Here is a 24,511-nt window from a genome sequence, read left to right as displayed (position 1 = left end):
GCGGGGCTCGCAACACCGGCTCACTCCTCGCCCTCACTGGTGCGCCGGACGGTGGGCGGCTCGACGACCTGGCGCCCCTGCCCGGAGACCGGGCAGCTGGTGCGCACCGGGCAGACCCGGCACTTCGAGTTGGCCACCGCCGCGAACGTGGCGGCTGCCATCGTATCGGCGGTTCGCCGGACCAGCGCGGTCGCCCAACCGGCCGCCGGCCCCTCGCTGGCCGCCGGTTGGTTCTGCTCCCTGGCGTCCTTGGCGGTGGTCCCCAGCTGCACCAGCGCGGCTCCCCCGGACTCGTCACCGAACTCGGCGAACGCCCCCGCCTCCACCGCCGCCTGGTAGGCGCCAAGCTGCGGGTGCTCCGCCAGGTCGGCGCCGGTGACAGCTGTGGACTTGCCGGTCTTCAGGTCGATCACCACCAACCGCCCGGCCTCGTCGACCTCCAGCCGGTCGACCCGACCGGTCAGCTCGACGGGCCGGTGGGGATCGTCCAGGCGGACGGCGAACTCGTGCTCGATGGCGAGCAACCGACGCGGGTTGGTGGCCAGCCAGCGCAGCAGCTTGTCGACCATCGCCTCGGCGCGCTCCCGCTCCGGCCCGGCCATCCACCGGGCCGCCAGCTCGATCGCGTCGAACCGGGCGGCCACGTAGTCGAGCAGCGCGCCCCGGTCGGCACTGGCGTCCTCGGCGAGCATCGCGGCGGCGTGCACCAGGTTGCCCACCCCCTGCGCGGTGCTGGTCGGCCCGCTGCCGCCATGCCGTTCCAACAGCCACCGCAGGCTGCACCGCAGCGCGCTCTCCATGGCCGACGGGGTGACCCGCACCGGGTCGCCGTCGTCGACGAGCGGCCGGTCGTCGGAGAGCGCCCGCAACCCCCACCAGTCGTCGGGGTGCGCGCCGGGCACTCCGGCGGCGGCGAGCCGGGCCAGTTCGGCCGCCGCGGCGCGCCGCCGGGTCGCCGGGGCGGCCGGGTCGGTGATGGCGGTACGGAGTTCCGCCACCAACGCCGGCAGGGTGAGCGCCCGGGGTGGACGGGTCACCGGCAGCGCCCCCGGATGGTCCGGCCCCTCGTCGCCGGCCTCACCCGCGATGGTGCCACCGGAGGACGGCTCGGTGCGGGGACCGGGCGGCGGGCCCGGCGCTGTCGGCGGGGCGCCGGGCGGCGGCGTGCCGGGCGGGGTGTTCGGGATCAGCTCGTGCAGGAACCGGCTCGGCTGCTCCTCGTGATCGTCACCGCCGACGGCGGCCGACGCCACCGCGCTGACCAGCAACCGGTGCCGGGCCCGGCTGACGGCGACGTGGAAGAGCCGACGCTCCTCGTCCAGCAACGCCGAGGTCTGACCCACCACGTTCGCCGCTCTCGCGCCGTCGACCGACCGGCCGGCCAGCACGTCGACCAGCCGCTCGGAGCCGAGCAGGCTGCCGCGCAGCCGCAGGTCCGGCCAGATGCCCTCCTGCACGCCGGCCACCGCGACCAGGTCCCATTCCAGGCCCTTCGCCGCGTGCGCGGTGAGCAGGCGTACCGCCGCACCCCGGTCGGCGGTCGGCGCGATGGTGTCGGCCGGCAGATCCTGGGCGAGCACGTGATCGAGGAACACCTCGGTACGGGCACCGGGCAGCCGGTCGGTGAACCGGGCCGCCGCGTCGAAGAGGACCAGCACGGCGTCCAGGTCACGGTCGGCCGCCTCGGCCCGCCGTCGCCGGGCCAGGTCACCCTCGCCGGCCTCCGGGCGGCCCTGGTTGATCGCGCCGGCCCAGCGTTCGGCGAGACCACTGGCCTGCCAGACGGCCCAGAGCACGTCCTCGGCTGTCGAACCCGGCCGATCGGCGGCCTCGCGTGCGATGGCCAGCAGCCCGGCCACCGCCTGCGCCGGTTCCGCCCAGCGACGGTCGATGCCGGCCAACTCCTCCGGATCGCGCAACGCCTCGACGATCAGCTCACCGGAGGGACGTCGGTCACCGGCAGCCAGCGCGAGCGCCCGCAGGCCCTGCCGCAGCCGCCGCTCGGCCAGCGGGTCCGCCCCACCCAGCGGCGAGTGCAGCAGTGCGACAGCCGACTCCTCGTCGAGGCGTTCCGGCTCCAGTGCGCACCGCAGCAGGAGCAGCAGCGGCGCGACCGCCGGTTGCAGGTGCAGGGGCAGGTCCTCACCGTGCACCACTGTGGGCACCCCGGCCGCGTGCAACGCCCGTCGCAGGGTGGGCAGCTGCAACGCGGTGGACCGCACCAGCACCGCCATCCGGGACCAGGGCACGCCGTCGAGCAGGTGCGCCGAGCGCAGCGCGTGGGCCAACCAGGCGGCCTCGCTGGTCGCCGAGCGGAACGTGTGCACCTCGACCACACCGGGCGGCGCGTCCGGCAGCGGGTGCAGCCGGCGGTGCGCGGCCGGACCCCGCAACCGGCGACCCAGCCGGGCGATCGCCGCGAGCAGACCCGGGCCGGCCCGGTACGACGTGGACAGCAGCACCTGTGCGGCGGGCGCACCGGAGGCCGTCCGGAACCGGTGCGTGAACGTCGTCACCCCGGCCGGGTCGGCGCCCCGGAAGGCGTACGTGGACGAGTCGGGGTCGGCGAACGCGACAAGCGACTTGCCGCCGCCCGCGATGACCGAGAGCAGCTCCAGTTGGGCGGGGTCGGTGTCGGCCAACTCGTCGAGGTAGACGTGGGCGAGCCGGCGGCGCTCGGCGGCCAGCAACTCCTCGTCGTCGCGCAGCAGCCCGGTGGCCGCCCGGACCAGCTCCGCCGGGTCGTACGCGATGGAGCCGCGGTTGCTGACGTCGCGCAGGGCGAGCACTGCCACGTACTCCCGCAGGAAGCGGGCGGCAGCCGGCCAGTCGGCGCGGCCGAGCTTCTCACCCAGCCGGGCCAGGTCGGCCGAACCCACCCCGCGTTCGGCGGCGCGCATCAGCAGGTCACGCAGCTGGCCGGCGAACGCCCTGGTCCGCAGGGCGGGGCGCAGGTCGGTCGGCCAGCCGACCGGGTCGTCCTCGGGCTCCTCGCCCACCACGTCCAGCAGCTCACGGATGATCAGATCCTGCTCGGGGCCGGTGAGCAGCCGGGGCGACGGTTCCCCCCGCTCGGCGGCGGCGCGGCGGAGCAACCCGAAGGCGTACGCCGGGAAGGTGCGCACCAGCGGCTCCCGCAGCACCCGGTGGCCGTCCTGCGCGATGCGGGCCTCGATGCGCTGCCGCAGTGCGGTGGCGCCTCGGCGGCCGAAGGTCAGCACGAGGATCCGTTCGGGGTCGACCCCCTCGGCCACCCGGGCGGCGACCGCCTCGACCAGCGTGCTGGTCTTGCCGGTGCCCGGACCACCGAGCACGAGCATCGGCCCGTCGGTGTGCCCGACCACCTCGGCCTGCACCGGATCGGCCCGCCAGCCGCCGCCGACCGCCACCTCAGGCCCGACCACACGCTCGGCCCCACCAACGCCTACGGGCCCATCGGAGCGCGCGGACCCACCCGCCGCCCCGACACCGCCGCCGGACGTGCCGTCGCTGGCAGGCACGGAAGCGCCGTCAGGCGTCGCCCCGTCCCCCCGCGCCGGCCCACCGGGCCGCCGCACCAACCGGTACGCCTGCATCAGCTCATCCCATCAGACCCATCCGACACCAACCCACCCACACCCCAACCCACCTCGTCGATCATGAAGTTAGCGGCGCGACACGCCGACAGCGACGTCGACAACTTCATGATCACCGCAGGGGGCGGAGGGGGTGCGGGTCAGGTCAGGTGGGATTCGAGGATGTCCAGGGCCTCGGTGACGGTGGTGGCCACGGTCAGCAGGTCGCGGCCGGCGGGCTTCAGGAAGGTCTGATCGGCCAGCGCGTCGAGCCAGTCCAACAGGGGGCGGTAGAACCCGTCGGTGTCGATCAGCACCATCGGCTTCGCGTGCAGGGCGAGGGTGGCGGTCGTCCAGACCTCGAACAACTCGTCCAGGGTGCCCAGGCCGCCGGGCAGGGTGAGGAAGGCGTCCGACTTGTCGATCATCACGGTCTTGCGGGTGGCCATCGAGTCGGTCACCAGCAGCTCGTCCGAGGCCAGGTCGGCGACCTCCAGGTCGACCAGCGACTGCGGGATCACGCCGAGGGTGCGCCCACCGGCGGAGCGGGCGCCGTCGGCCAACGCGCCCATCATGCCGACGCAGCCACCGCCGCTGACCAGCGTGTGCCCGCGCCGGGCCAGCTCCGCACCGGTCTCGGCGGCCAGGTCCAACCAGCGCTGGTCGAGGGTACGAGAGGAGGCGCAGAAGACGCAGATCGCCGCCATCAGTCGTGATCCCGGGGCTGCTCGGTGGCCTGGACGGCGGCGGCCTGCTGGTCCGCCCCGGTCCGGGCGACGGCCTCCTCGCGGACCGCCTCCTGCTCGGCGGAGAGCACGGCTTCCGCCTCGACGATGTACCGGACCGCCTCGTTGACCTCGTCGGTGAGACAGATCAGGTCCAGGTCGACCGGCCCGATCTTGCCGGTGGCGGCCATCGTGTCGCGCAGCCAGTCCAGCAGGCCCTGCCAGTAGGCGACGCCCATCAGCACCACCGGGAACCGGGTGACCTTGCCGGTCTGCACCAGGGTGAGCGCCTCGAACAGCTCGTCCATGGTGCCGAACCCGCCGGGCAGCACGACGAACGCCTGGGCGTACTTGACGAACATCGTCTTGCGGGCGAAGAAGTAGCGGAAGTCGATGGCCAGGTCGACCCACTCGTTGATGCCCTGCTCGAACGGAAGCTCGATGCCGAGGCCCACGGAGAGCCCGCCGGCCTCGCTGGCGCCGCGGTTGGCGGCCTCCATCACTCCGGGCCCACCTCCGGTGATCACCGCGTAGCCGGCTCGGGCCAGCGCGCCACCCAACTCCTCGGCCAACTGGCACTCGGCGCTGTCCGGCGCGCTGCGCGCGGAGCCGAAGACGCTGACCGCCGACGGCACGTCGGCGAGGGTGTCGAAGCCCTCGACGAACTCGGCGAGGATGCGCAGCGCGCGCCAGGCGTCCTTGGTCTTCCAGTCGCCGCGCCCCCGCGAATCCAGCAGACGCTGGTCGGCGGTGCTGCTCGGGATCGCCCCCCTGCGCAGGGTGACCGCACCGCGATGCCGCTCCTGGCCCGGACCGCGACCGGCCTCCCGCCCGTTGCTCTGGCTCATGGAGCAACCGTAGTGGAGCAGCACCGGCCGGGTGCGCGGGGCGGGGACGCCGAGAAATTGTTCGCGATCAAGGGCAACTATTCGACGCTCCCGTACGTCTTACTATTCACATACCGGGTATGCCCCGGCGCGCGCCTTCGGGGGAGGAGACAGCGTGATCAGCAACAGCGAGATGATCCGGATCCGTCGCCAGATGCAGCGACGGATCCGAGACGTGGTGGCCGAACGCCGCCGCACCCGCCAGCAGAACCCGATCCCCACCTCCCCCACCCCGTCCGGAGCCGATCAAGAGGTTTGCGTCGCCGACAACGGGCCAGGCTGACGCAAACCTCTTGATCACCGACGGAAGCCGGGCCGCGACCGGTCAGGCTGGGGCTAGCCAGCGGTGCAGGGTTGCCGCGCCGTCGCGGATCTTGCTGATCTCGACGTGCTCGTCGGGATGGTGGGCCAGGTTCGGGTCGCCGGGGCCGAAGTTGAGCGCGGGGATGCCCATCGCCGCGAACCGGGCCACGTCCGTCCAGCCCAGCTTGCCGATCGGCGCGGCGCCGACCGCCGCCAGGAACTCCTTCGCGGGGGCCGCTTCGAGCCCGGGCGCGGCACCGCCAGCCATGTCGGTGACCGTCACCTCGAAGCCGTCGAAGACCTCCCGCAGGTGCGCCTCCGCCTCGGCCGGCGTACGGTCCGGCGCGAACCGGTAGTTGACCTCGACCTCGCAGTGGTCGGGAACCACGTTGCCGGCGACCCCGCCGTTGATCCGTACCGCGTTCATGCCCTCGCGGTAGTCGCAACCGTCGATGGTGACCCGGCGAGCCTCGTACGTCTGGAGACGGCGCAGCACCTCACCGGCGGCGTGGATGGCGTTCACCCCGTGCCAGGAGCGCGCCGAGTGGGCGCGTACCCCGGTCGTGGTGACCACCGAACGCATGGTGCCCTGGCAGCCCGCCTCGACGATGCCGTAGGTCGGCTCCAGCAGCACCGCGAAGTCCGCCTGCAGCCACTCCGGGAACGCCTGGGCGACGAGGTTGAGACCGTTGTACCGGGACTCGATCTCCTCGGCCTCGTAGAAGAAGTACGTCACGTCGTAGCGCGGCTCGGGCAGGGTGACCGCCAGGTGCAGTGCGTACGCGGTCCCGGACTTCATGTCGGAGGTGCCGCAGCCGTACATCAGGTCGCCGCGCATGGTCGACGGGAAGTTGTTGTTCAACGGCACCGTGTCGAGGTGCCCGGCCAGCACGACACGCTGCGGCCGACCGAGGTCGGTGCGCGCCATCACCGTGTTGCCGTGCCGGTGGGTGGTCAGGTGCGGTACGCCCCGCAGCACCTCCTCGACACAGTCGGCGATCGCCTTCTCGTTGAGGGACACGGACTCTATGTCGACCAGAGCGCGGGTCAGCTGCACCGGATCGGCGAGGACCTCGGGGGTCAGCGGGTTCTCCATGGTTCGCACGGTACCTTCAGGTCTGTCAGTGCGAGGAGCGAGCCGAGGTCAGCCCGGCCGTGACCGAGAGGTGTAACAGTGACGTCCGCAGATTCCGCCTGGGGCATCGGCCTGGCTACGGTCACCGCAGACGAGCAGGTGCTCGACACCTGGTACCCGACCGGCAAGCTGGGCCTGGGCGAGCTGCCGCTGGTCGCCGGCGAGGACAAGGCGGACGTGCTCGACCTGCCGCCGGCCGCGCTCGGTGACCGGCCGCTGCCCGGTCTGCGTACCGTGCAGGTGGTCACCGTGATCGGCTCGCTGGACGATCCGATCAAGGACGCCTCCGACGCGTACCTCCGGTTGCACCTGCTCTCGCACCGCCTGGTGCGACCCAACCAGGTCAACCTGGACGGCATCTTCGGCAAGCTGGCCAACGTGGCCTGGACGTCCGCCGGGCCGTGCCCACCGGAGCGGGTGGACGAGCTGCGGGTGATCGAGCGGGCGGCCGGCCGGCACCTGTCGGTGTACGGGGTGGACAAGTTCCCCCGGATGACCGACTACGTGGTGCCGTCCGGGGTGCGGATCGCCGACGCCGACCGCGTCCGCCTGGGCGCGCACCTGGCCGCCGGCACCACAGTGATGCACGAGGGCTTCGTCAACTTCAACGCCGGCACCGTGGGCACCTCGATGGTCGAGGGGCGGATCGTGCAGGGCGTGCTGGTCGGCGACGGCTCCGACATCGGCGGCGGGGCCTCCATCATGGGCACCCTCTCCGGCGGCGGCACCGACAAGATCAGCATTGGCGAGCGGAGCCTGGTCGGCGCGAACGCCGGCGTCGGCATCTCGCTCGGCGACGACTGTGTGGTCGAGGCCGGCTGCTACATCACCGCCGCGTCGAAGATCACGCTTCCCGACGGCCGGGTCGTCAAGGCCCGGGAGCTGTCCGGCGTCGACGGGCTGCTGTTCTGGCGCAACTCGGTCACCGGCGGGCTGGAGGCCCGGCCGCGCACCGGCCGGGGCATCGAGCTGAACGCCGCCCTGCACGCCAACGACTGACGGCCCCGCCGGGTCCGCGGCGTTCGGCCGCGGACCCGGACGGGTACGCCTCAGCGCAACCGGTACGCCTGGATGATCCGTTGGGTCACCGTGTTACCGGCGGTGTCCCGGGCGGTGGCCCGTAGCGACACGTGGCCGGTGCCGGCCGGATGCCGCAACAGCGCCGACCAGCCGTCGGCCGAGGTGCGGACCAGCTTCGCCCTGCCCCAGGTCTTCCCGCCGTCGTAGGAGACGTCGACGGTGAGCTTCTCCACCCGGGCGCTCGGCGCGCCGGGCTGCCGCTGCACCCGTACCGGGATGACGAAGCCCTGACCGGCCGGAGCGCTGTTGTCGACCCGCAGCGGCGGCGCGAAGCGCACCACCGACAGTGGCAGTCGGGCCGGCGTGTCACCGGCGACGTGCCGCGACCGGAAGGTCCAGCTGGACTCCACCTCGGTGCTCAGGTCGGTGAAGCTGCGCTTCGCCGACGTGACGAGCCGGTAGTCCGCCTTGCCCGGTGGCACTGTGAACTCGCCGTAGCCGGCGTACTCGCTCTCGCCGACCAGCTTGCCGTTGCGCCAGAGCTTGGTCTGCGCGCTGTCGTTCAGTGAGCCGCCCGGGTGCCCGGCCGCGTCGCTGTGGATCGGCACGTCGACCACTATCGTGTCGCCGTCGCGGGTGACGCTCTGGTGCGGCCAGCGCGGCTTCGGGAACGACGGTCCGTACGGGCCCTGGTTCCAGATCTCCTGCACCGTCCGCCCAGCCCGGTACGCGGTGGGGACGGAGAACAGCACCGTCTGCGGGTTCAACCAGCCTTCGTCGTCCACCGTCCCGAAGGAGACCTCGGATTCCCACGTCACCCCCTTGGTGTTGTAGTGCTCGACCCGCTGGCCGGGCACGGCGGTGGGCAGGATCAGGGCGGAGCCGCCGACGTTGTACTCCAGTACGGGGTACACGATCCGCTCGGCCTGCATGCCCGGGTAGCCGCCACGGAACCGGTGCACGACGGTTGCCAGGTCCCGTCGGGTGTAGTCGCGGACGAACCCGGTCGGCATCCGACCGGGGATCGCCTCGGCCAGTGCGTACAGGTACGGGCTGTTGGTCGGGTCCGGCGTGGTCCACTGGCTGCTGACGGTGGCGACGAACCGGTCGGCGGGGCTCGGCTTGCCGAGCTGACCGCTGGTCAGGTCGGCGAACGTCTCGGCCCAGAGGCCGACGGCGTACGCGCTGCCGTCGTCGGCGGTGAAGTTGCCGCTGACGTCGATCAGGAGCGGTACGGCGGTCCGGTCCGGAATGGTCGTCCGCACCGGCTTGGCGCGGCGGGCGTCCACCACGATCCGGGTGTCCCGCTCGACTGTCACCTCGGGCTGCGCCAACAGGGACATCCCGCGCGGCTCATCCTCCGGACCGGGCTCGAAGACCAGACCGCTGAGGCCGTAGCGCCCCTTCGGCACCCGAACGCTGGCCACCCCGTCGGAGCTGACGACGTCCCAGGCGCCGAAGGTGTCCATCCCGAGCAGCAACGTCCAGTGGTCAGCGGTGCGCTCACCGGCCCGGTTCAGGTGCTCCACTGTCAGCGTGTAGCTCTCCACCTCCCGGTTCACTGCCAACGGGGTGACCGCGACCGCCGCCCCGGATCGGGCCACGATCCGCCCGGTCCAGTAGCCGTCGGCGTCGCCGAGGCGGGTGTCGGTGGTGACGGTCGTGGCGGCCGTGCCGCCGGCCGGCACGGTGAGTTGGTTGGCACCCAACTGGAACAGGCCGGCTGGCAGCGCGCGACCGCCGGGGCCGGCGCCCTCGACGCTCAGCTCCAGGGTGACCGCCGCCGGACCGTCGTTGCGCCAGGTCACCGTGCGGGTGATCGGCGCGTCGTCACCGTGCGGCCAGAGCGCACGCCCGAACGAGACACTCACCGGGTCGGTGGTGACCTGCTGGGTGATCGCGTGCGCGACGTCGACCCGCCCGGCTCCCTGCTGGTAGGCGGTCTGCTCCGGGTGCGGCTTGGCGGCGGCCATCAGGGTGGCCTTGATCCGGTCGGCCCGCCATCCCGGGTGCTGCTGGGCCAGCAGCGCGGCCGACCCGGCCACGTGCGGGGTGGCCATCGAGGTGCCGGAGATGGTGACGTAACGGTCGTCGACCGGATCGCCGATGAAGCCGTTGGCGGACCGGGCGGCGACGATGTCGACGCCGGGCGCGGTGATGTCCGGCTTCACCGCGTCGTCGCCGACCCGGGGACCCCGGCTGGAGAAGTCGGCCAGTTCGTCGTCCCGGTCCACCGCACCCACGGCGAGCCCGGCGTCGGCGCTGGCCGGGGAGCCCACCGAGCCGTCCGAGCCGTCGTTGCCGGCGGCGAGGACGAAGAGGGTGCCGGTCTGCGCGGTCAGCGTCTGCACGGCCTCCTCCAGCGGGTCCACCTCGGGGGTGTCCCAGCCGCTGAGGCTCATGTTGACCACGGCGGCCTTCTTCTCGACAGCGGCCCACTGCATCCCGGCGAGGATCGCCGAGTCACTGCAGCCGGCGTCCTCACAGACCTTGCCGTCCAGCAGCGTCGCGTCCGGCGCCACACCCCGGTACTTGCCGCCGGAGGCCGCGCCGCTGCCCGCGATGGTCGAGGCCACGTGGGTGCCGTGGCCGACCGTGTCCCGAGCGTCGGTGGCCTCGGTGAAGTTGCGCGCCTCGGCCACCTTGCCGGCCAGGTCGGGGTGCGTCGCGTCGACGCCGGTGTCCAGCACCGCGACGGACACTCCCGCGCCGGTGAACCCGGCCGCCCAGGCGGCGGGCGCGCCGATCTGCGGCACGCTGTGGTCGAGGGTCACCCGTCGACGGCCGTCCAGCCAGATCCGTTCGACGCCCCCTGCCGCGTCGAGCCGGGCCCCAGCGGGACCGGTGGTCACCGTCTCCCAGACCGCGCCCAAAGAGGATTTGTCGCTGGCCAGCGCGGCGCCGCGAATCACCGGCAGGTCGCGGGTCTGCCGGGTGCCGGGCAGCGCGGCCGGGGCACGCCGGGCGGCACCCGTCGAGCCGTACGTCACCAGGAGCGGCAGGGTGTCCCGGTGGGCGTCGTCGTAACCCGCCTCGACCAGCCCGGTGACGTCGAAGAGTCGCCGGTCCACCCGGCCCGAACGCAGCAACGGCAGCGCGTCCGTCGGCGTCACCGAGAGGCGTCCGCGCTCGCGCCGGACGAGGAACTGCACGCTCTCCCGGCCGGCGCCGGGCCGGACCGCGGCGCCGGAACCGGTGACGGTGACCCGGTCACCGGTGATCAGCGTGACGGTGCTCGAGCGGTTGGCGGTGGGTCCACCCGGCGTGGTCTGGCCGGTGCCGCCGGGTAAGGCGGGCGCGGCGGCCGTGGCTGAGGCGGGAGCCGGCGCGGAGAGCGCCAGCGTGAGCACGAGGCCGACGGCGGCCAATCTTCTTGTCTGATGCAACGGATCCTCCTGGTCAAGCGTCTTTGATACATGGGAGTCGCATTGACATCCCACAATTACATACTGGGTATGCAAAATGAAGTACAAAAAATGACGGACCCGCCACGAGCCGACGAACCGGGCCGGCATGATCGGGCGGTGACCTCCATGAAGGACAAGATGCTCGCCGGCGAGCCGTACCTGGCCGACGATCCGGACATCGTCGCCGACCTGGCCCGGGCCGCCCGGCTGATGGAACGCTTCAACACCAGTCCCGCCGACGACCCCCAGGCCCGGATCGCGGCGCTGCGGGACCTCCTCGGCGAACTGGGCGAGGACACCTGGATCCGCCCGCCGTTCTACTGCGACTACGGCTGGCAGATCCGAATCGGCCCGCGCAGCTTCGTCAACTACAACGCCGTCTTCCTCGACGTCGGCCGGATCACCCTCGGCGCGGACGTCCAGGTCGGCCCGAACGTGCAGCTGCTCACCCCGACACACCCGGTCGAGCCCGGCCCGCGACGGGAGAAGTGGGAGGCGGCCCGACCGATCACCATCGGCGACAACGTGTGGCTCGGCGGTGGCGCGATCGTGCTGGCCGGCGTGACGATCGGCGTGAACACCGTCGTCGGGGCGGGCGCCGTGGTCACCCGGGACCTGCCCGCCAACGTCGTGGCGGTCGGCAACCCCGCCCGGCCTGTCCGTCAGCTCGACTAGGGTGCGCCATCAAGGGCTAACCCGAGCGGGAACACGGAGGACAGCATGGGCACCATCCACATCGACCTCTTCGCGACACTCGACCTGGTCGGCCAGGCGCCGGGTGGTCCCGAGGAGGACCCCGAAGGCTTCCCGTACGGAGGGTGGCAGGCGCCCCTGTTCGACGAGACGGGCGGTCGCCAGGTCATGGACGGCATGCGGGGCATGGACGCGCTGCTCCTGGGCCGCCGGACCTACGACATCTTCGCCGCCTACTGGCCGCACCAGGCCGACGGCGTCGACGGCGGAATCGCCACCCTGTTCAACAGCATCCCGAAGTACGTCGCCTCACGCGGCAACCCGGATCTGGGCTGGGAGGGCTCGACACACCTCGGACCCGACCTGGTGACCGCCGTCCGGGCGGTGCGGGACAAGCACGAGAAGGTCCACGTGATCGGCAGCCTGAACCTGGTGCAGACGCTGCTGCACGAGCGCCTCTTCGACCAGCTCAACCTGTGGATCTTCCCCATCGTGCTGGGCGTCGGCAAGAAGGTGTTCGACGGCGGCGCGGTGCCCGCGAACCTGACCCTGCTCGAACCGCCAGCCACCTCCGGCAGGGGCGCGGTGCTCCTGCGGTACGGCCTCGCCGCCGGGACGCCCGGCACCGGGGACATGAGCCGCCCGGGACGCGGCGTCGAGCAGTAGCGCGTCCCGGCTGGCCCGTGGTCAGGCCGGCGGGGGCTCCGACAGACGGACCACCAGGTCAGCCCGGTCGGCGGTGGGGGTGATCAGGGCCGCGTTCGCCTCGTCGCTGCCCAGCGCCCACGCCCGCGCCTGCTCCGGGGACCTACCGAACGCCTCGTGCCGGGCGGTCAGCCGGCGGTGCCGCACCTCGGCCTCCAGGTCGAGAAACCACGCCTCGTGCAGCAGCGGTCGGATCTCCTGCCAGGGGAAATCCCGCAACAACAGGTAGTTGCCCTCGGTCACCACCAGCCGGACCGAGGGCAGCACCTCGATGGCGCCGGCCACCGGCTCCTCCAACTCCCGGCGGAACTCCGGGGCGTAGACCGACGTCGGTTCCAACCGGTGCAACCGGCGCAGCAGCGAGACGTACCCGTTGACGTCGAAGGTGTCCGCCGCGCCCTTGCGGTCGGCGCGGCCCAGGCGGACCAGCTGCGCCTGCGCCAGGTGGAAGCCGTCCATCGGCACCAGACAGGCGGCCGACCCGACCTCGGCGACGATCCGTTCCGCCAGGGTGGATTTCCCGGCCCCCGGCGCGCCGGCGATGCCGAGCAGTTGTCGCGGGCCCGCCTCGGCGAGCGCCTTCGCCCGCGCCACCAGCTCGTCGACGGAGAGCACCCGGGCCGGCGGCATCAGCCCAGAACCGGGTCGCTGATGGTGAACCGCGCCTGCACGGCCGCCTGCACGGTCTGCGGCTGCGGGTCCAGCTGAAGCTCCGGCGGACCGCCCGCGTCGGCGGCCCCGGCGAAGGCCGCACGGGCGAACATCGGCCGGTCGACGGGGCCCGCGTCGGCCAGCTCGATCAACGAGGTGACCCGCGCGCCCAGCGCCTCCGCGTACTCCCGGGCGCGCAGCAGCGCGTCGCTAATCGCGGCGTGCCGGGCCGCACGATGGGCGGGGCTGTCCGGACGGAGCTCCCACCACGGGCCGGCCACCTCGACCTGGTCCTGGTCGGCGAGCCGGAGCATCAGCTCACCCAGCGCGGTGAAGTCGGTGACGGTGACGGTGGTGGTGACACTGCCGTGCCAGGCGACCACCCGCTCACCCGAGCGCCGGGTCTCCGGCCACACCCGCAGGTCGCCGGTCTCCCGCCGGGCCACCGCCGGCTCGGAGCCGTCCAACAGCACCCGGACCGCCGCGGCCCGCTCGGCCAACCGGGTCAGCGTCGCCTCCCGGTCCCGGTCGCGGGCTGTCGCGGTGACCGCGAACCGGGCCAGCTCGGGCGGCACCTCCTGGTACGCCTCGCCGCGCACCTGCACCACCGGACCGTCCACCGCCATGCCCCTCAGCCTAGTCAGCCACGGGACGCCGCGCCGCGTAGGAGACAGTGTCCGCGTCGACGTGCAGACCGCTCAGATGGCCGCCGCTCACCCCCAGCTCCCGCAGCCAGGACACCTCTGCGGCGTGGTCACCACCGGCCGGGAACCGCCTGTCGTCCGCGTCGAACCGCCGGTCGCGCAGCGCCGCGCGGGCGGCGCGCGCCTCGTCGTACCGGGCGGTGAGCCCGGCGGCGTCGTCGGCGCGCAGCGCGGTGGTCAGGTCGTCCAGGAACCTGGTGACCTCGGCCAGCTCCCGCAGCACCTGGTCCCGGTTGCCCAGCAGCATGTTGGCGGTCCGATCGGCCGGGGTCCCGGCGACCCGGGTGCCGTCGGAGAAGCTGCCGGCGGCGAGCGCGAGTATCGCGTCGCGCAGTGGTGCGCGCTGCACAGCACCGGCCAGCGCGCCGGCGAGCAGGTGCGGCACGTGTGAGGCGAGCGCGGCGGCCGAGTCGTGCTCAGTGGCCGACATCGGCACCACCCGGGCCTCGAAGTGCTCCACCAGCAGCGCGGCCAGCCAGCGGAACGCGGTGATCGCCGGCCCGGGGGCCGGACAGAGCACCCAGGCCGCGCCGGTGAGCAGGTCCGCCCGCGCGGCGGTCAGCCCGGCCCGGTCGGTGCCCGCCATCGGGTGGCCGGGCACGAACCGGTGCGTCAGCCCCTGCGCGGCGGCGAACGCCGCCATTTGTTCCTTGGTGCTGCCGACGTCGGTCAGCACACACCGCTCACCGGTCATCGCCGCCACCTCGACCAGCGTCGACGGCAGGGTGGGCAGCGGCCCGCACAGGAAGACCACGTCCCGGTCGGCCACCGCCTCGACCAGCCGGTCCGGCGCGGGTACGCCCGCCCGTCGGGTCTCCCGCCGGGTGGCCTCGTCCGGGTCCCACCCGACCACGTCGACGCCGGCGGCCACCAGCCGGAGCAGCAGCGAACCACCGATCAGGCCGGTGCCGACCACCGCCGCCCGCACCCGCGCACCTGGCCTGTCCACCATCCGCACACCTCGATGTTCCTGCTGGGCTCGCGGGGCCGCGACGGCCCCGACCAGGTCCGGCGCCGAGGATATCGGTCGGCTCGGGCCGGTCGTCGCGCCGCGGACCCGGGACGGCTCGACCCGCCCGGACCGCGATCAGGCCAGGCGCGCGGCGACGGCGGCGACGTGCTCGTCGGACTCGGTCAGGGCGACGCGGACATGCTGCCCGGCCGTGGGGCCGTAGAAGACGCCGGCGGCGACCAGGATGCCGCGTCGGGCCAGCCAGTCGACCGTCTGCCAGCAGTCCTCACCTCTGGTCAGCCAGAGGTACAGGCCCGCCTCGGAGTGCTCGACGGTGAACCCGGCACCGGTGAACGCCGCGGTGAGCACCTCCCGCCGGGCGCGGTAACGCTCCCGCTGCTCCTCGGCGTGTCGCTCGTCCTCCAGCGCTGCCACCATGGCCGCCTGCACCGGCGCGGGCACGATCATGCCCGCGTGCTTGCGCACCTTGAGCAGCTCGGCGACGAGCGCCGGGTCGCCGGCGACGAACCCGGCCCGGTAGCCGGCGAGGTTGGACCGCTTGGAGAGCGAGTGCACGGCCAGCACCCCGGCGTAGCTGCCCCCGCTGACCTGCGGAGACAGCACCGAAACCGGGTCGGCCGACCAGCCCAGGGGCAGGTAGCACTCGTCGCTCGCGACGACGGCGCCGCGCTCGCGGGCCCAGTCGACCACCTTGCGCAGGTGCGCCGCTGGCAGCACCCGGCCGGTCGGGTTGCCGGGCGAGTTGACCCAGACCAGCCGGACCCGTGGGGTCGGCCCGAGCGAGGTGAGCGAGTCGGTACGGACGACGGTGGCGCCGGCCAGCCGGGCACCGTCCTCGTAGGTGGGGTACGCGATCGACGGCACCACCACCACGTCCCCCGGGCCGATCCCGAGCAGCGTGGGCAGCCAGGCCACCAGCTCCTTCGAGCCGATGGTCGGCAGCACTCCGAGACCGTCGACGCCAGCGCCACAGGCCCGGGACACCCACGCCGCGATGGCGGCCCGCAACGCCGGGGTGCCGGCGGTCAGCGGGTAACCGGGAGCGTCGGACGCGTCAGCAAGCGCCCGCCGGATCACCTCGGGCACCGGGTCGACCGGCGTACCCATGGAGAGGTTGATCAGGCCCTCCGGATGCGCCGCGGCCAGTGTGGCCGCGGCGTCCAGGGTGTCCCAGGTGAACTCGGGCAGCCGCGACGAGACCGGCGCGGGCCGGTTCAGTGGCCCTCGCCGCGCGGCGGCTGCGCGGCGACGAAGGTGGCGTCCTTCTCCACCTTGCCGATCTTCGAGGCACCACCGGGCGAGCCCAGGTCCTCGAAGAACTCGTAGTTCGCGCCGGTGTAGTCCTTCCACTGCTCCGGGACGTCGTCCTCGTAGAAGATCGCCTCCACGGGGCAGACGGGCTCACAGGCACCACAGTCGACGCACTCGTCGGGGTGGATGTAGAGCATCCGGTTGCCCTCGTAAATGCAATCGACCGGGCACTCCTCGATGCATGCCTTGTCGAGCACATCTACGCACGGCTCGGCGATGATGTAGGTCACCGGTCTTCTCCTCCGCAAGACTCGCCGCGATCTCCCGCGACGGTAAGAGCCTAGTATCTCGCCGGGGAGGGGGTCGATCGTGCTCCGACAGCAGGATGTGGGACACCGAATCGTGGTCCGCCGGATTGTGGGGATTCGCGAGGGCCGCCCGCTATTCTCCGACGCTCTCGGCGAGCTGGTCGAGCTGAGCGAGACTCATCTCACGCTGGCCACCGCGCAGGGGCAGCTTCGGGTTCCGGTGGCGCAGGTCCACCGGGCCAAGCGCGTACCGCCGACCCGTCGGCCGACCGCCGCCGCGGTGGTGGCGCTGGAGCGGGCCGCCGACGAGGCCTGGCCGGCACCGACCCGGGGCCGGCTGGGTGACTGGCTGCTCCGGTCGGCCGAGGGCTGGACCGGGCGCGCCAACTCGGCACTGCCGATCGGCGATCCGGACCGGCCGCTGGCCGCCGCTGTCGACGCCGTGCAGCGCTGGTACGCCGAGTTGGGCCGCCCCGCGTTGGTCAACACGCCGCTGCCGCTCGCCGCCCCGGTCGGCGCCGAACTGGACGCCCGCGGCTGGGGCACCCGCCCACCGACGCTGGTGCAGACCGCGCCGCTCCCCCGGCTCGCGTCGGCCTCCGCCGACGAGCACTGCGGCACGGCCACCGACCAGGGCGACGCCAGGGGTGCACCGACCGATACTGCCGACCCCGCCTCCGGCACACCGGACGCCGCCGCTCGGATCGACGCCGCCGCCGGTGCGCCAGCCGGCGGGAGCAGTGCGGTCGTCGATCTGGCCGCCACGCCGAGCGACGAGTGGCTGGCCATCGCCGCCGGGCGCAAGGGCGGCCTACCGGAGGCCGCCCGGCACGTCCTCTCCGCGGTGGACCAGGTCCGCTTCGCCCACGTGTACGCCGACGGCACCCTGGTGGCGATCGGCCGTGGCACGGTGACCGGCCAGGGGCGCTGGCTGGGCCTCAGCCTGATCGAAGTGCTGCCGGTGGCCCGCCGACAGGGACTGGCTCGCCGTGTGATCAACGAACTGGCCGGTTGGGGGGCGTCCGGCGGCGCAACGCACGCCTTTCTCCAGGTCGAGCAGCGCAACGAAGCGGCGGTCGCGCTCTACCAGCGGCTCGGGTTCGTCACCCACCACACCTACCTGACCCGGGTCGCCCCGAGCAGATGATCGACTCGACTGTCAACAAGTCGCGGCGTCCCGGCGGTGGTCGACTCGACTTTCCGGAAATCGCGGCATTCCGGCGCCTCGGGACACCCCGACTTCACGGAAACCGAGTCGATCAAGCTTGGGGGCGTGGGACGGACCGCCACCCGTACCGCCGGACGGGCCGAGGCTGGCGCGGGTCGGGCTGGGCCGGTGGTCAGCGGCGCACGACCCGACGCGGCTTGGCGGCCTTGACCTCCGCGTACCGCTTGAGCTGCTGAGAGCGGTAGTCACGGCCGAGCGCGGTGAGCACCAGGTAACCGACCAGCACCCCCGCGCCGGTGGCGAGCAGGTAGAGCCAGATCTGGGCGAAGAACGTCCCCGCGCCACCGGCGAACGGGTTGTGACCGACCAGCAGGGGCCCGACCAGCACTGTCAACACCATCGCCACCGGCACCACGAGGGCCATGTCAGCCGCCCAGTCCGCCAACGGCCGGCGTCGACCCCAGCGGAAGGCGACAACGGCGAGGATCAACCCGATCACCGCGAACATCGTCAGCGACACCCGGTCGGCGGCGGTGTCGTCACCGTCGAAGCCGAACTCGGTGATCAGCCGGGCGACCACGTTGACCGCGAACAACGCTGCTACGAGCACCCCGATGTCACGCCACCGCTTGTCCATCGCCGGACCCTCCTGCCGTACGCCCCGTCGTGGGGTTCGCATCCCTGGCAGGAATATCTACCACCCTTACCTGGGATCCGTCATCAGCCCGGCGTCAGCCGCCGAGCATGGGCGGCTGCGGGGCGAGAATCTGCCGGAAACCCATCACCGCGAACGTCATCGCGCCCGCCACGATCATGGCCAGCCCGACCCAGTTGTCGCCGGCCAGCAGCAGGTCGCCCTCGCTGGTCCGGATGGCGGCGACCGCCATCAGCGCGAACCACGGCACCGCCGGCAGCGCCACCGCCCAGCGACGGCCGACCGCCTCGTGCGCGAACCAGCTCAACACGATGTTGGCGCCGATGGCGAGGAGCACCGACACACCGACCAGTTGCCCGCCGACGCGGACCGTGGCGAGCAGCAGCTCCAGCACGCCGGTCACCACCCCGGCGACGGCCACGACGAGCGCACCGACCAGCCGCAGACCCAGGTCCACCAGTCGCGGCGGTGGCCCCGCCGGGGGCGGGGCTTCCTGGTCGTCCACGACCGTCACCGGTGCGGCCGGCAGCGTCACCGCAGACCCGCCGCCGCGACCGGGGAACGGTCCGGGGCGGGCTGCGCGGGCAGACCGGCGAAGAGGTCGTCCTCCCAGCCGTACGGCCCGGCGCCCGGACCCTTCTCGCCGACCGCGAGGGTGAAGAACTCCACACCCATGAACTCGCCGCCGAAGTTGCCGGCGATCGAGTAGAGCCAGGAGTTGGCCGGGATCTGGGTGGCGTGCGCCCGCATCGCGGCCTCCTTGGCCAGGTGCTGGTCGGTGCCGTCGATCCGGGCGGCGATCTGGGCGTCCGGGGTGCCGAAGGGCAGGTCGGCGATGTCCTCGATGCCGCCGAACGGGTTGTCGGACGACTCGGCGAAGTGCGCCATGCCGGCTTCCAGGACGCTGAGCGGCATGGCCGTCCAGTAGACCTTCGCCGGGGCGCAGCCCTGCGCGGCGGCCAGCTCGACGGCGCGCATGGCCACCCGGTGCGCCTGGATGTGGTCGGGGTGGCCGTAGAAGCCGTTCGGGTCGTACGTGACGAGCACCTGTGGGCGTACCTCCCGCATGATCTCCACGAGATGCCCGGCGGCCTCGTCGAGGTCGGCCTGCCAGAAGGCCCGGGGGTGCTCGTTGGTCGCGAGCCCCATCATCCCGGAGTCGCGGTATCGGCCCGCGCCGCCGAGGAAGCGGTGGTCGCGGACGCCGAGCGCGGCACACGCGGCAGCCAGCTCGGCGATGCGGTACCCGCCGAGCTGGTCGGCCTCGGCGGCGGCGAGCTGGGCCAACGCGGGCACGTGGATCTCGCCCTCCTCGCCGAGCGTGCAGGTCACCAGGGTGACGTGCGCGCCGGCGGCGGCGTAGTGAGCCATCGTCGAGCCGGTGCCGATCGACTCGTCATCGGGGTGCGCGTGGACCAGCAGCAGGCGGCGGTCGGGCAGCATCGTCACGACGGTCACTCTAACTGGCAGTTCTCCCCGGCCGAGGCTGACGCGTCCGCCCAGGTCGGCCACATCACCTCCGCTGCGGCTCTACGATTTGGCGTGTGGACTTTCCGGAGCTGGCCGCCCGCACCCGCCGGTTCAGCCACGGCGCGCCACGCGCTGTCTCGGTGGCTGAGGACGGCTCCCGGGTGATCTTCCTGCGCTCCGCCGGCCCCGAGGATCCGGCGGACGCGCTCTGGCTGCTGGACGTCAGCACCGGCGAGGAGCGGCTGGTCGCCGATCCGGCGACCCTGCTGGGCGAGGGCGGGGACGTCCGGTCCCTCTCCCCCGGCGAACGGGCGCTGCGCGAGCGTCTGCGGCTCAGCGCCGCCGGCATCGGCTCGTACGCGTTGGACGCGGCCGGCCGGGTTGCGGTGTTCGCGCTGGCCGGGCGGCTGTTCCGGGCCGACCTGGTGCACGGCGACGTGGTGGAGGTGGCGGCCGTCGGCCCGGTGCTGGACCCCCGTCCGGACCCGAGCGGGCAACGCCTGGCGTACGTGACGGACGCCGCCGACGGTGTGCGTCGGGGTGAGCTGCGGGTGATCGACAGCGACGGCACCGACACCCTGCTGGCCGGCGAGGACGCCGGGGTGAGCTGGGGGTTGGCCGAGCACATCGCGGCGGAGGAGTTCGGCCGGTACCGGGGGTACTGGTGGGCGCCGGACGGCCGGATGGTGCTCGCCGCCCGGGTCGACGAGTCCCGCCTGGAGCGGTGGCACCTGCACGACCCGGCGCAGCCGGCGAGCCCGCCGACGGCGGTGGCGTACCCCCGGGCCGGTGGGCCGAACGCGGAGGTCAGCCTGCACCTGCTGGACCTGGACGACGGCTGGGTCGACGTGCACTGGGACCGGGAGACCTACCCGTACCTGACCGGGGTCAGCTGGGGCGAGGGCAGCCCGTTGATCACCGTGCTGCGCCGCTCGCAGCAGCACGGGCTGGTGCTGGCCGTGGACCCACGAACGGGTGAGACGCAGGTGCACGCCGAACTGGCCGACCCGCGCTGGGTCGAACCGATCGCCGGCACCCCCGCCCACCTGCCCGACGGCCGGGTGCTGGTCGGTGGGGAGCTGGCCCACGACGGGTACGACGCCCGGTGCCTGTTCGCGGACGGCACCCTGCTGACCCCGCCGTCGCTGTACGTGCGGCGGGTGGTGGGTCGGCTGCCGGCCGCCGCCGGCCCGGCCGACCTGCTGGTGGAGGCGAGCGACGGCGAGCCGAGCGAACGGCACCTGTTCCGGGTCCGCACCACCATCGGCGGTGGGGTGGACGCGCGCCGGCTCACCACCGACTCCGGCTGGTACACCGCAGCGGTGGGTGGGGACGTGCTGGCCGTCGGCGTCGCGTCACTGGACCACGCCGGGGTGCGCTGGACGGTCCGCCGCGGCAACGAGGAGATCGCCGAACTGCAGTCGTTCGCCGCCACCCCGCCGTACTCCCCACTGCCGCTGCTGGAACGGGTGACTGATCGACGGCTGCCGGCGGCGGTGCTCTACCCGGACAACCACGTGACGGGCCGACGGCTGCCGGTGCTGCTGGACATCTACGGCGGCCCGGGGCACCAGGAGGTCGTGGCGGCGCGGGCCGCGTGGTTGGAACGGCAGTGGTGGGCCGACGCCGGGTTCGCGGTGGTCACCATCGACAACCGGGGTACGCCGGGCGTCGCCCCGTCGTTCGAGAAGGCGATCCACCGGCGGGTCGCCGACGTGATCCTGACCGACCAGATCGACGCGCTGACCGCGCTCGCCGGCAAGCACCCGGATCTGGACCTGGGTCGGGTGGGGGTGCGCGGTTGGTCGTTCGGCGGGTGGCTGGCCGGGTTGGCGGTGCTGCGCCACCCGGAGCTGTTCCGGTGCGGGATCGCGGGTGCGCCGGTGACCGACTGGGCGCTGTACGACACCGCGTACACCGAGCGTTATCTGGGGTTGCCGGAAGACGGCATGGACATCTACGCGCACCACTCGCTGGTCGAGTTGGCCGGCGAGCCGGTCACCGGCCCGGACCAGGCCCGCCCGTTGCTGCTGGTGCACGGCATGGCGGACGACAACGTGGTGGCAGCGCACACGCTGCGGCTCTCCGCGGCCCTGCTGAGCGCCGGCCGGCCGCACGCCGTGCTGCCGTTGACCGGGGCCACCCACATGGCCTCCAACGGCACCGCCGAGCGGCTACTCCCCCTGGAGCTGGATTTCCTCCGCACCCACCTGCTGTAAAGGGCCGCGATCACCAACGCTCCACGAGGTGTTCCCGGCCCGGCGGCGGGTCGTACGGCTCGGGCCAGTAGTCGATGATCTTGCTGATCAACCAGTGCTCGGACAGCTCCAGCCAGACGCACGCGTCCTGCTGCTCCACGCCGACGCGGACGTCGAGCCACAGGGCAGCGAGGCGGCCATCGACGATCACCCGTCGTGGCCGGAGGTGCCAGTCTCCGGGATACTCGGTGTTGAACCGCACGAACGCGTCCTTGCCGCGAATCCGCTCCCGGGTCTGCGGCATCTCGTAGACCACATCGTCGGTGAGCAGAGCCGCCAACCCAGACCAGTCGCGGCGCTCCAAGAGATCAACGTAGGCGTGGGCGGCCCGCCGGGCCGTCGAGGTGTCATCCACGGCGCGGACCCTAGCCGCCACCCACGACACGACGGCGCGCCCTCGGCGGGCGCAGGCAAGCCGGCGAGCGATACGTCAGGACGGTCCGCGGTGCCTTCAGGGGCGGGCGTCGAACTGGGTCCGGGCTTCGAAGACGCGGTCCATGTGTGTCTCCGCCCAGTTCTTGATCGCGACCATGACCGGGAACAGCTCATGGCCGAGCGGGGTGAGCGCGTAGTCGACGCGGACCGGCACCGAGAGGGTGACCGTACGGGTGACCAGGCCGTCGCGCTCCAGCGTGCGCAGGGTCTGGGTGAGCATCTTCTGGCTGACACCGGCGATGCGGCGGGCGAGTTCGCCGTGCCGCAGCGGGCCGCCGGCGAGCGCCGGAATCACCAGGGCGACCCATTTGTCGGTGAGCCTGCTCAGCAGCTCACGGGTAGGGCAACCCTCCAGGAACGCGTCGTAGTCGCGTTTGGCCTGCTCGCGGCGTTGCGCCGCGGATGTCGTCGCCATCGATTCCCCCTCGGGTGCCCTAGGCACTTTACGGTACCTACTTACTGACAGTGCCTGTGATTCGTACGGTCGTGGTGATCAGAAAAAAAGCCACGAAGGAGACGGCGATGCGCGCGGTCAGTTATGCACAGTTCGGAGGGCCGGAGGTCCTGCAGGTGGTCGACGTGCCGATGCCCGAGCCCGGGCCGGGACAGGTGCGGGTACGGGTCGCGGCGTCGGTGATACATCCGGTCGATCTGATGATCCGCTCCGGTCGGTTCCCGGCCCCGCTGCCGACCGGCCTGCCGTACACGCCCGGCTGGGACGTCGCCGGCAGCGTCGACGCGGTCGGCCCGTCGGTCGAGGAGTTCACCATCGGCGACGAGGTCATCGGCTTCTCGCCGTGGCTACAGACCACCGTCGGCACCCACGCGGAGTACGTGGTCCTCGACGTCGCCTGGCTGACCTCCGCGCCCACCGGTGTCCCCGCCACCGAGGCGGCGACGCTGCCGACCAATGGCCTCGCCGCCGCCCAGGCCCTCGACCTGCTCGCGCTCCCCGCGGGGTCGACAGTGCTCGTCACCGGCGCCGCCGGGCAGGTTGGCGGGTTCGTGCTGGCGCTGGCCCGGGCGACCGGTCTGCACGCCACGGGACTCGCCGGGGCCGACGACAGAGAGTTCGTCGAGTCGCTGGGCGCGGCGTTCCTGTCGCGCGCCGACGACCCGACCGGGACGTACGACGCGGTCATCGACCTGGCGGTGATCGGCCCCTCGCTGCTGGACCTCGTTCGGGACGGCGGCGGCTACGTGGCCGCGTCACCCCCGCTGCGCCCGGAGCCGGTGCGGGGAATCCGGACCTCCGCGCTGGAGGTGCAACCGGACGGATCCCGGCTGGGCGAGTTGGTCAAACTCGTCGCCACCGGCGACCTCCCGCTCCGGGTCGCTCACGTGTACCACTTCGCCGACGCGGCGACCGCCCACGAGCGGGTGGCCCAGGGCGGCGTGCGCGGCGGAGTGGTGCTCGTCCCCTGATCCGCCGCGCCGCCGCCAGACGGAAGGGTCCCCTCCCGCCAAGAATGTCGAGAAGGGACCCTCCCCTGCCCGCGGTCAAGCTACCGCCTGACGTGCGCGTTCGGGATGTTCACGCGATGCTGGGCGCGGACAGCGGTCAGCCCTTGGGACTGGGGCCAAAGCGGTTCGCTCCGGGGGTGCTGTCCGATACGAAGAACACGATCAGGACGATGGCGCCCACGAGCGGCACCACGCCGATCAGCAACCACCACCCCGTCCGGTCGGTGTCGTGCAGGCGCCGCACCGCGACCGCCAGCGCCGGCAGCAGCAGCGCCAGGGAGGCGACAAGACCGATGAAGCCGGTCGACGAGCCCTCGAAGGTCAATCCCAGCGCGCTGTCCAGGATGGCGGCGGCAATGCTGACAAGGAATGTGAACAGGGTGAACCACCAGTACTCAGATCGGCGGGCCCGACCCGAGAATCCGACGTACTGGCTGAGGACCGACTTGATCGCGGCACCGAAGGACATGACTATCTCCCGTTGTTTGAGGGGTTCTCAAGGTCATCGCGAAGGCAGCCAAGCAGATCGATATCCCGGGGTCAACGGCCGAGCAGCCGAGGAGCAGTAGCCGCAACGCCCACACTCTGAGAGGCGCAGCCAACATCACCGGGAGCGCCCGCACCGAAGTACACAGATTCCCCTCAACAGGCCACTGCGTCGCCTCACAATCACATTGGCACGAGGAACTGATTCGTGGCTTCGATGAGCAGGCTGCGGGTGCGGGTTCGGAGCCGCTGTGGCCCG

General features: G+C 72.7%; 23 protein-coding genes. 7 read left to right on the top strand and 16 right to left on the bottom strand.

Features of this window, described 5'->3' with window-relative positions; all coding sequences use genetic code 11:
- Positions 1 to 20 precede the first annotated feature (20 nt).
- The 3 genes from AB0C03_RS28785 to AB0C03_RS28775 all read right to left on the bottom strand — a co-directional run bounded on the left by AB0C03_RS28785 (position 21) and on the right by AB0C03_RS28775 (position 5,127).
- Entirely contained in the window at positions 21 to 3,575 is a 3,555-nt protein-coding gene (locus AB0C03_RS28785; RefSeq protein ID WP_357640101.1) for an ATP-dependent helicase, read from the bottom strand.
- A gap of 140 nt (positions 3,576 to 3,715) precedes the next feature.
- Positions 3,716 to 4,261 carry an LOG family protein gene (locus AB0C03_RS28780; RefSeq protein ID WP_210866493.1) on the bottom strand — a complete coding sequence of 182 codons (546 nt, stop codon included), beginning with the start codon at positions 4,259 to 4,261 and terminating at the stop codon, positions 3,716 to 3,718.
- Positions 4,261 to 5,127 (bottom strand): LOG family protein, encoded by an 867-nt coding sequence (locus tag AB0C03_RS28775; RefSeq protein WP_030337558.1) that lies wholly within the window; start codon positions 5,125 to 5,127, stop codon positions 4,261 to 4,263. The genes AB0C03_RS28780 and AB0C03_RS28775 overlap by 1 nt, the downstream gene beginning before the upstream one ends.
- A 154-nt stretch (positions 5,128 to 5,281) precedes the next feature.
- On the opposite strand from AB0C03_RS28775, the gene AB0C03_RS28770 reads away from it, so the two are divergent.
- A complete protein-coding gene (locus AB0C03_RS28770) occupies positions 5,282 to 5,449 on the top strand; it encodes a hypothetical protein (RefSeq protein WP_156057972.1) in 168 nt (55 codons plus the stop codon).
- A 42-nt stretch (positions 5,450 to 5,491) separates the two neighbouring features.
- On the opposite strand, the gene dapE is transcribed toward AB0C03_RS28770, so the two are convergent.
- Positions 5,492 to 6,565 carry a succinyl-diaminopimelate desuccinylase gene (gene dapE / locus AB0C03_RS28765; RefSeq protein ID WP_357640096.1) on the bottom strand — a complete coding sequence of 358 codons (1,074 nt, stop codon included), beginning with the start codon at positions 6,563 to 6,565 and terminating at the stop codon, positions 5,492 to 5,494.
- Between the two features lie 78 nt (positions 6,566 to 6,643).
- Here dapE and dapD point away from each other — a divergent pair, with 78 nt between their 5' ends.
- Positions 6,644 to 7,603: a 2,3,4,5-tetrahydropyridine-2,6-dicarboxylate N-succinyltransferase gene (gene dapD, locus AB0C03_RS28760; protein WP_030337555.1), complete on the top strand. Its 960-nt coding sequence runs from the start codon at positions 6,644 to 6,646 to the stop codon at positions 7,601 to 7,603.
- 50 nt (positions 7,604 to 7,653) lie between these two features.
- Here dapD and AB0C03_RS28755 read toward each other — a convergent pair whose 3' ends face one another.
- Positions 7,654 to 11,010 carry a S8 family serine peptidase gene (locus AB0C03_RS28755; RefSeq protein WP_357640092.1) on the bottom strand — a complete coding sequence of 1,119 codons (3,357 nt, stop codon included), beginning with the start codon at positions 11,008 to 11,010 and terminating at the stop codon, positions 7,654 to 7,656.
- A gap of 138 nt (positions 11,011 to 11,148) precedes the next feature.
- Between AB0C03_RS28755 and AB0C03_RS28750 the strand changes: the two genes are divergently transcribed.
- Both AB0C03_RS28750 and AB0C03_RS28745 read left to right on the top strand, forming a co-directional pair.
- Positions 11,149 to 11,706: a sugar O-acetyltransferase gene (locus AB0C03_RS28750; protein WP_357640089.1), complete on the top strand. Its 558-nt coding sequence runs from the start codon at positions 11,149 to 11,151 to the stop codon at positions 11,704 to 11,706.
- A 45-nt stretch (positions 11,707 to 11,751) separates the two neighbouring features.
- Positions 11,752 to 12,390 (top strand): dihydrofolate reductase family protein, encoded by a 639-nt coding sequence (locus AB0C03_RS28745; RefSeq protein WP_357640086.1) that lies wholly within the window; start codon positions 11,752 to 11,754, stop codon positions 12,388 to 12,390.
- Between the two features lie 21 nt (positions 12,391 to 12,411).
- Here the strand turns inward: AB0C03_RS28745 and AB0C03_RS28740 are convergent, their stop codons facing one another.
- From AB0C03_RS28740 to fdxA, 5 genes are all read right to left on the bottom strand, one after another.
- Entirely contained in the window at positions 12,412 to 13,059 is a 648-nt protein-coding gene (locus AB0C03_RS28740) for a nucleoside/nucleotide kinase family protein (protein WP_030337549.1), read from the bottom strand.
- On the bottom strand, positions 13,059 to 13,706 hold the full coding sequence (locus AB0C03_RS28735) for an SIMPL domain-containing protein (protein WP_357640082.1): 648 nt from the start codon (positions 13,704 to 13,706) through the stop codon (positions 13,059 to 13,061). Before AB0C03_RS28735 ends, AB0C03_RS28740 begins: the two co-directional genes overlap by 1 nt.
- 10 nt (positions 13,707 to 13,716) lie before the next feature.
- Positions 13,717 to 14,736, bottom strand: coding sequence for a prephenate dehydrogenase (locus tag AB0C03_RS28730; RefSeq protein ID WP_357640079.1), 1,020 nt, complete (start codon positions 14,734 to 14,736; stop codon positions 13,717 to 13,719).
- Positions 14,737 to 14,871: 135 nt separating this feature from the next.
- Entirely contained in the window at positions 14,872 to 15,975 is a 1,104-nt protein-coding gene (gene dapC, locus AB0C03_RS28725; RefSeq protein WP_036412562.1) for a succinyldiaminopimelate transaminase, read from the bottom strand.
- The gene (gene fdxA / locus AB0C03_RS28720; RefSeq protein ID WP_007464872.1) at positions 15,972 to 16,298 is read right to left on the bottom strand and encodes a ferredoxin; all 327 of its coding nucleotides are present in this window, start codon (positions 16,296 to 16,298) and stop codon (positions 15,972 to 15,974) included. The genes dapC and fdxA overlap by 4 nt, the downstream gene beginning before the upstream one ends.
- 79 nt (positions 16,299 to 16,377) lie before the next feature.
- Between fdxA and AB0C03_RS28715 the strand changes: the two genes are divergently transcribed.
- On the top strand, positions 16,378 to 17,463 hold the full coding sequence (locus AB0C03_RS28715; RefSeq protein WP_210862135.1) for a GNAT family N-acetyltransferase: 1,086 nt from the start codon (positions 16,378 to 16,380) through the stop codon (positions 17,461 to 17,463).
- Positions 17,464 to 17,656: 193 nt separating this feature from the next.
- Here the strand turns inward: AB0C03_RS28715 and AB0C03_RS28710 are convergent, their stop codons facing one another.
- The 3 genes from AB0C03_RS28710 to mshB all read right to left on the bottom strand — a co-directional run bounded on the left by AB0C03_RS28710 (position 17,657) and on the right by mshB (position 19,597).
- Complete coding sequence (locus AB0C03_RS28710; RefSeq protein WP_030337542.1) at positions 17,657 to 18,121, bottom strand: hypothetical protein; 465 nt, start codon at positions 18,119 to 18,121, stop codon at positions 17,657 to 17,659.
- 94 nt (positions 18,122 to 18,215) lie between these two features.
- The gene (locus AB0C03_RS28705) at positions 18,216 to 18,674 is read right to left on the bottom strand and encodes a hypothetical protein (protein WP_030337541.1); all 459 of its coding nucleotides are present in this window, start codon (positions 18,672 to 18,674) and stop codon (positions 18,216 to 18,218) included.
- Positions 18,671 to 19,597, bottom strand: a complete 927-nt coding sequence (mshB, locus tag AB0C03_RS28700; protein ID WP_030337540.1) for an N-acetyl-1-D-myo-inositol-2-amino-2-deoxy-alpha-D-glucopyranoside deacetylase — start codon at positions 19,595 to 19,597, stop codon at positions 18,671 to 18,673. Before mshB ends, AB0C03_RS28705 begins: the two co-directional genes overlap by 4 nt.
- Before the next feature lie 86 nt (positions 19,598 to 19,683).
- Here mshB and AB0C03_RS28695 point away from each other — a divergent pair, with 86 nt between their 5' ends.
- Positions 19,684 to 21,828 (top strand): S9 family peptidase, encoded by a 2,145-nt coding sequence (locus AB0C03_RS28695; protein ID WP_030337539.1) that lies wholly within the window; start codon positions 19,684 to 19,686, stop codon positions 21,826 to 21,828.
- 10 nt (positions 21,829 to 21,838) lie between these two features.
- Here the strand turns inward: AB0C03_RS28695 and AB0C03_RS28690 are convergent, their stop codons facing one another.
- Positions 21,839 to 22,222 carry a nuclear transport factor 2 family protein gene (locus AB0C03_RS28690; protein WP_245233763.1) on the bottom strand — a complete coding sequence of 128 codons (384 nt, stop codon included), beginning with the start codon at positions 22,220 to 22,222 and terminating at the stop codon, positions 21,839 to 21,841.
- Between the two features lie 96 nt (positions 22,223 to 22,318).
- A complete protein-coding gene (locus AB0C03_RS28685; protein WP_210866487.1) occupies positions 22,319 to 22,717 on the bottom strand; it encodes a winged helix-turn-helix transcriptional regulator in 399 nt (132 codons plus the stop codon).
- A 107-nt stretch (positions 22,718 to 22,824) separates the two neighbouring features.
- Between AB0C03_RS28685 and AB0C03_RS28680 the strand changes: the two genes are divergently transcribed.
- A complete protein-coding gene (locus AB0C03_RS28680; RefSeq protein WP_030337535.1) occupies positions 22,825 to 23,727 on the top strand; it encodes an NADP-dependent oxidoreductase in 903 nt (300 codons plus the stop codon).
- 136 nt (positions 23,728 to 23,863) lie between these two features.
- Here AB0C03_RS28680 and AB0C03_RS28675 read toward each other — a convergent pair whose 3' ends face one another.
- Positions 23,864 to 24,235 (bottom strand): DUF805 domain-containing protein, encoded by a 372-nt coding sequence (locus AB0C03_RS28675; RefSeq protein ID WP_030337534.1) that lies wholly within the window; start codon positions 24,233 to 24,235, stop codon positions 23,864 to 23,866.
- Positions 24,236 to 24,511 lie beyond the last annotated feature (276 nt).

This window comes from Micromonospora parva, assembly GCF_040649675.1.
Lineage (GTDB): Bacteria > Actinomycetota > Actinomycetes > Mycobacteriales > Micromonosporaceae > Micromonospora > Micromonospora parva.
Note: the sequence above shows the minus strand (reverse complement) of the source record. Positions and strands in the feature narration are given on the sequence as shown.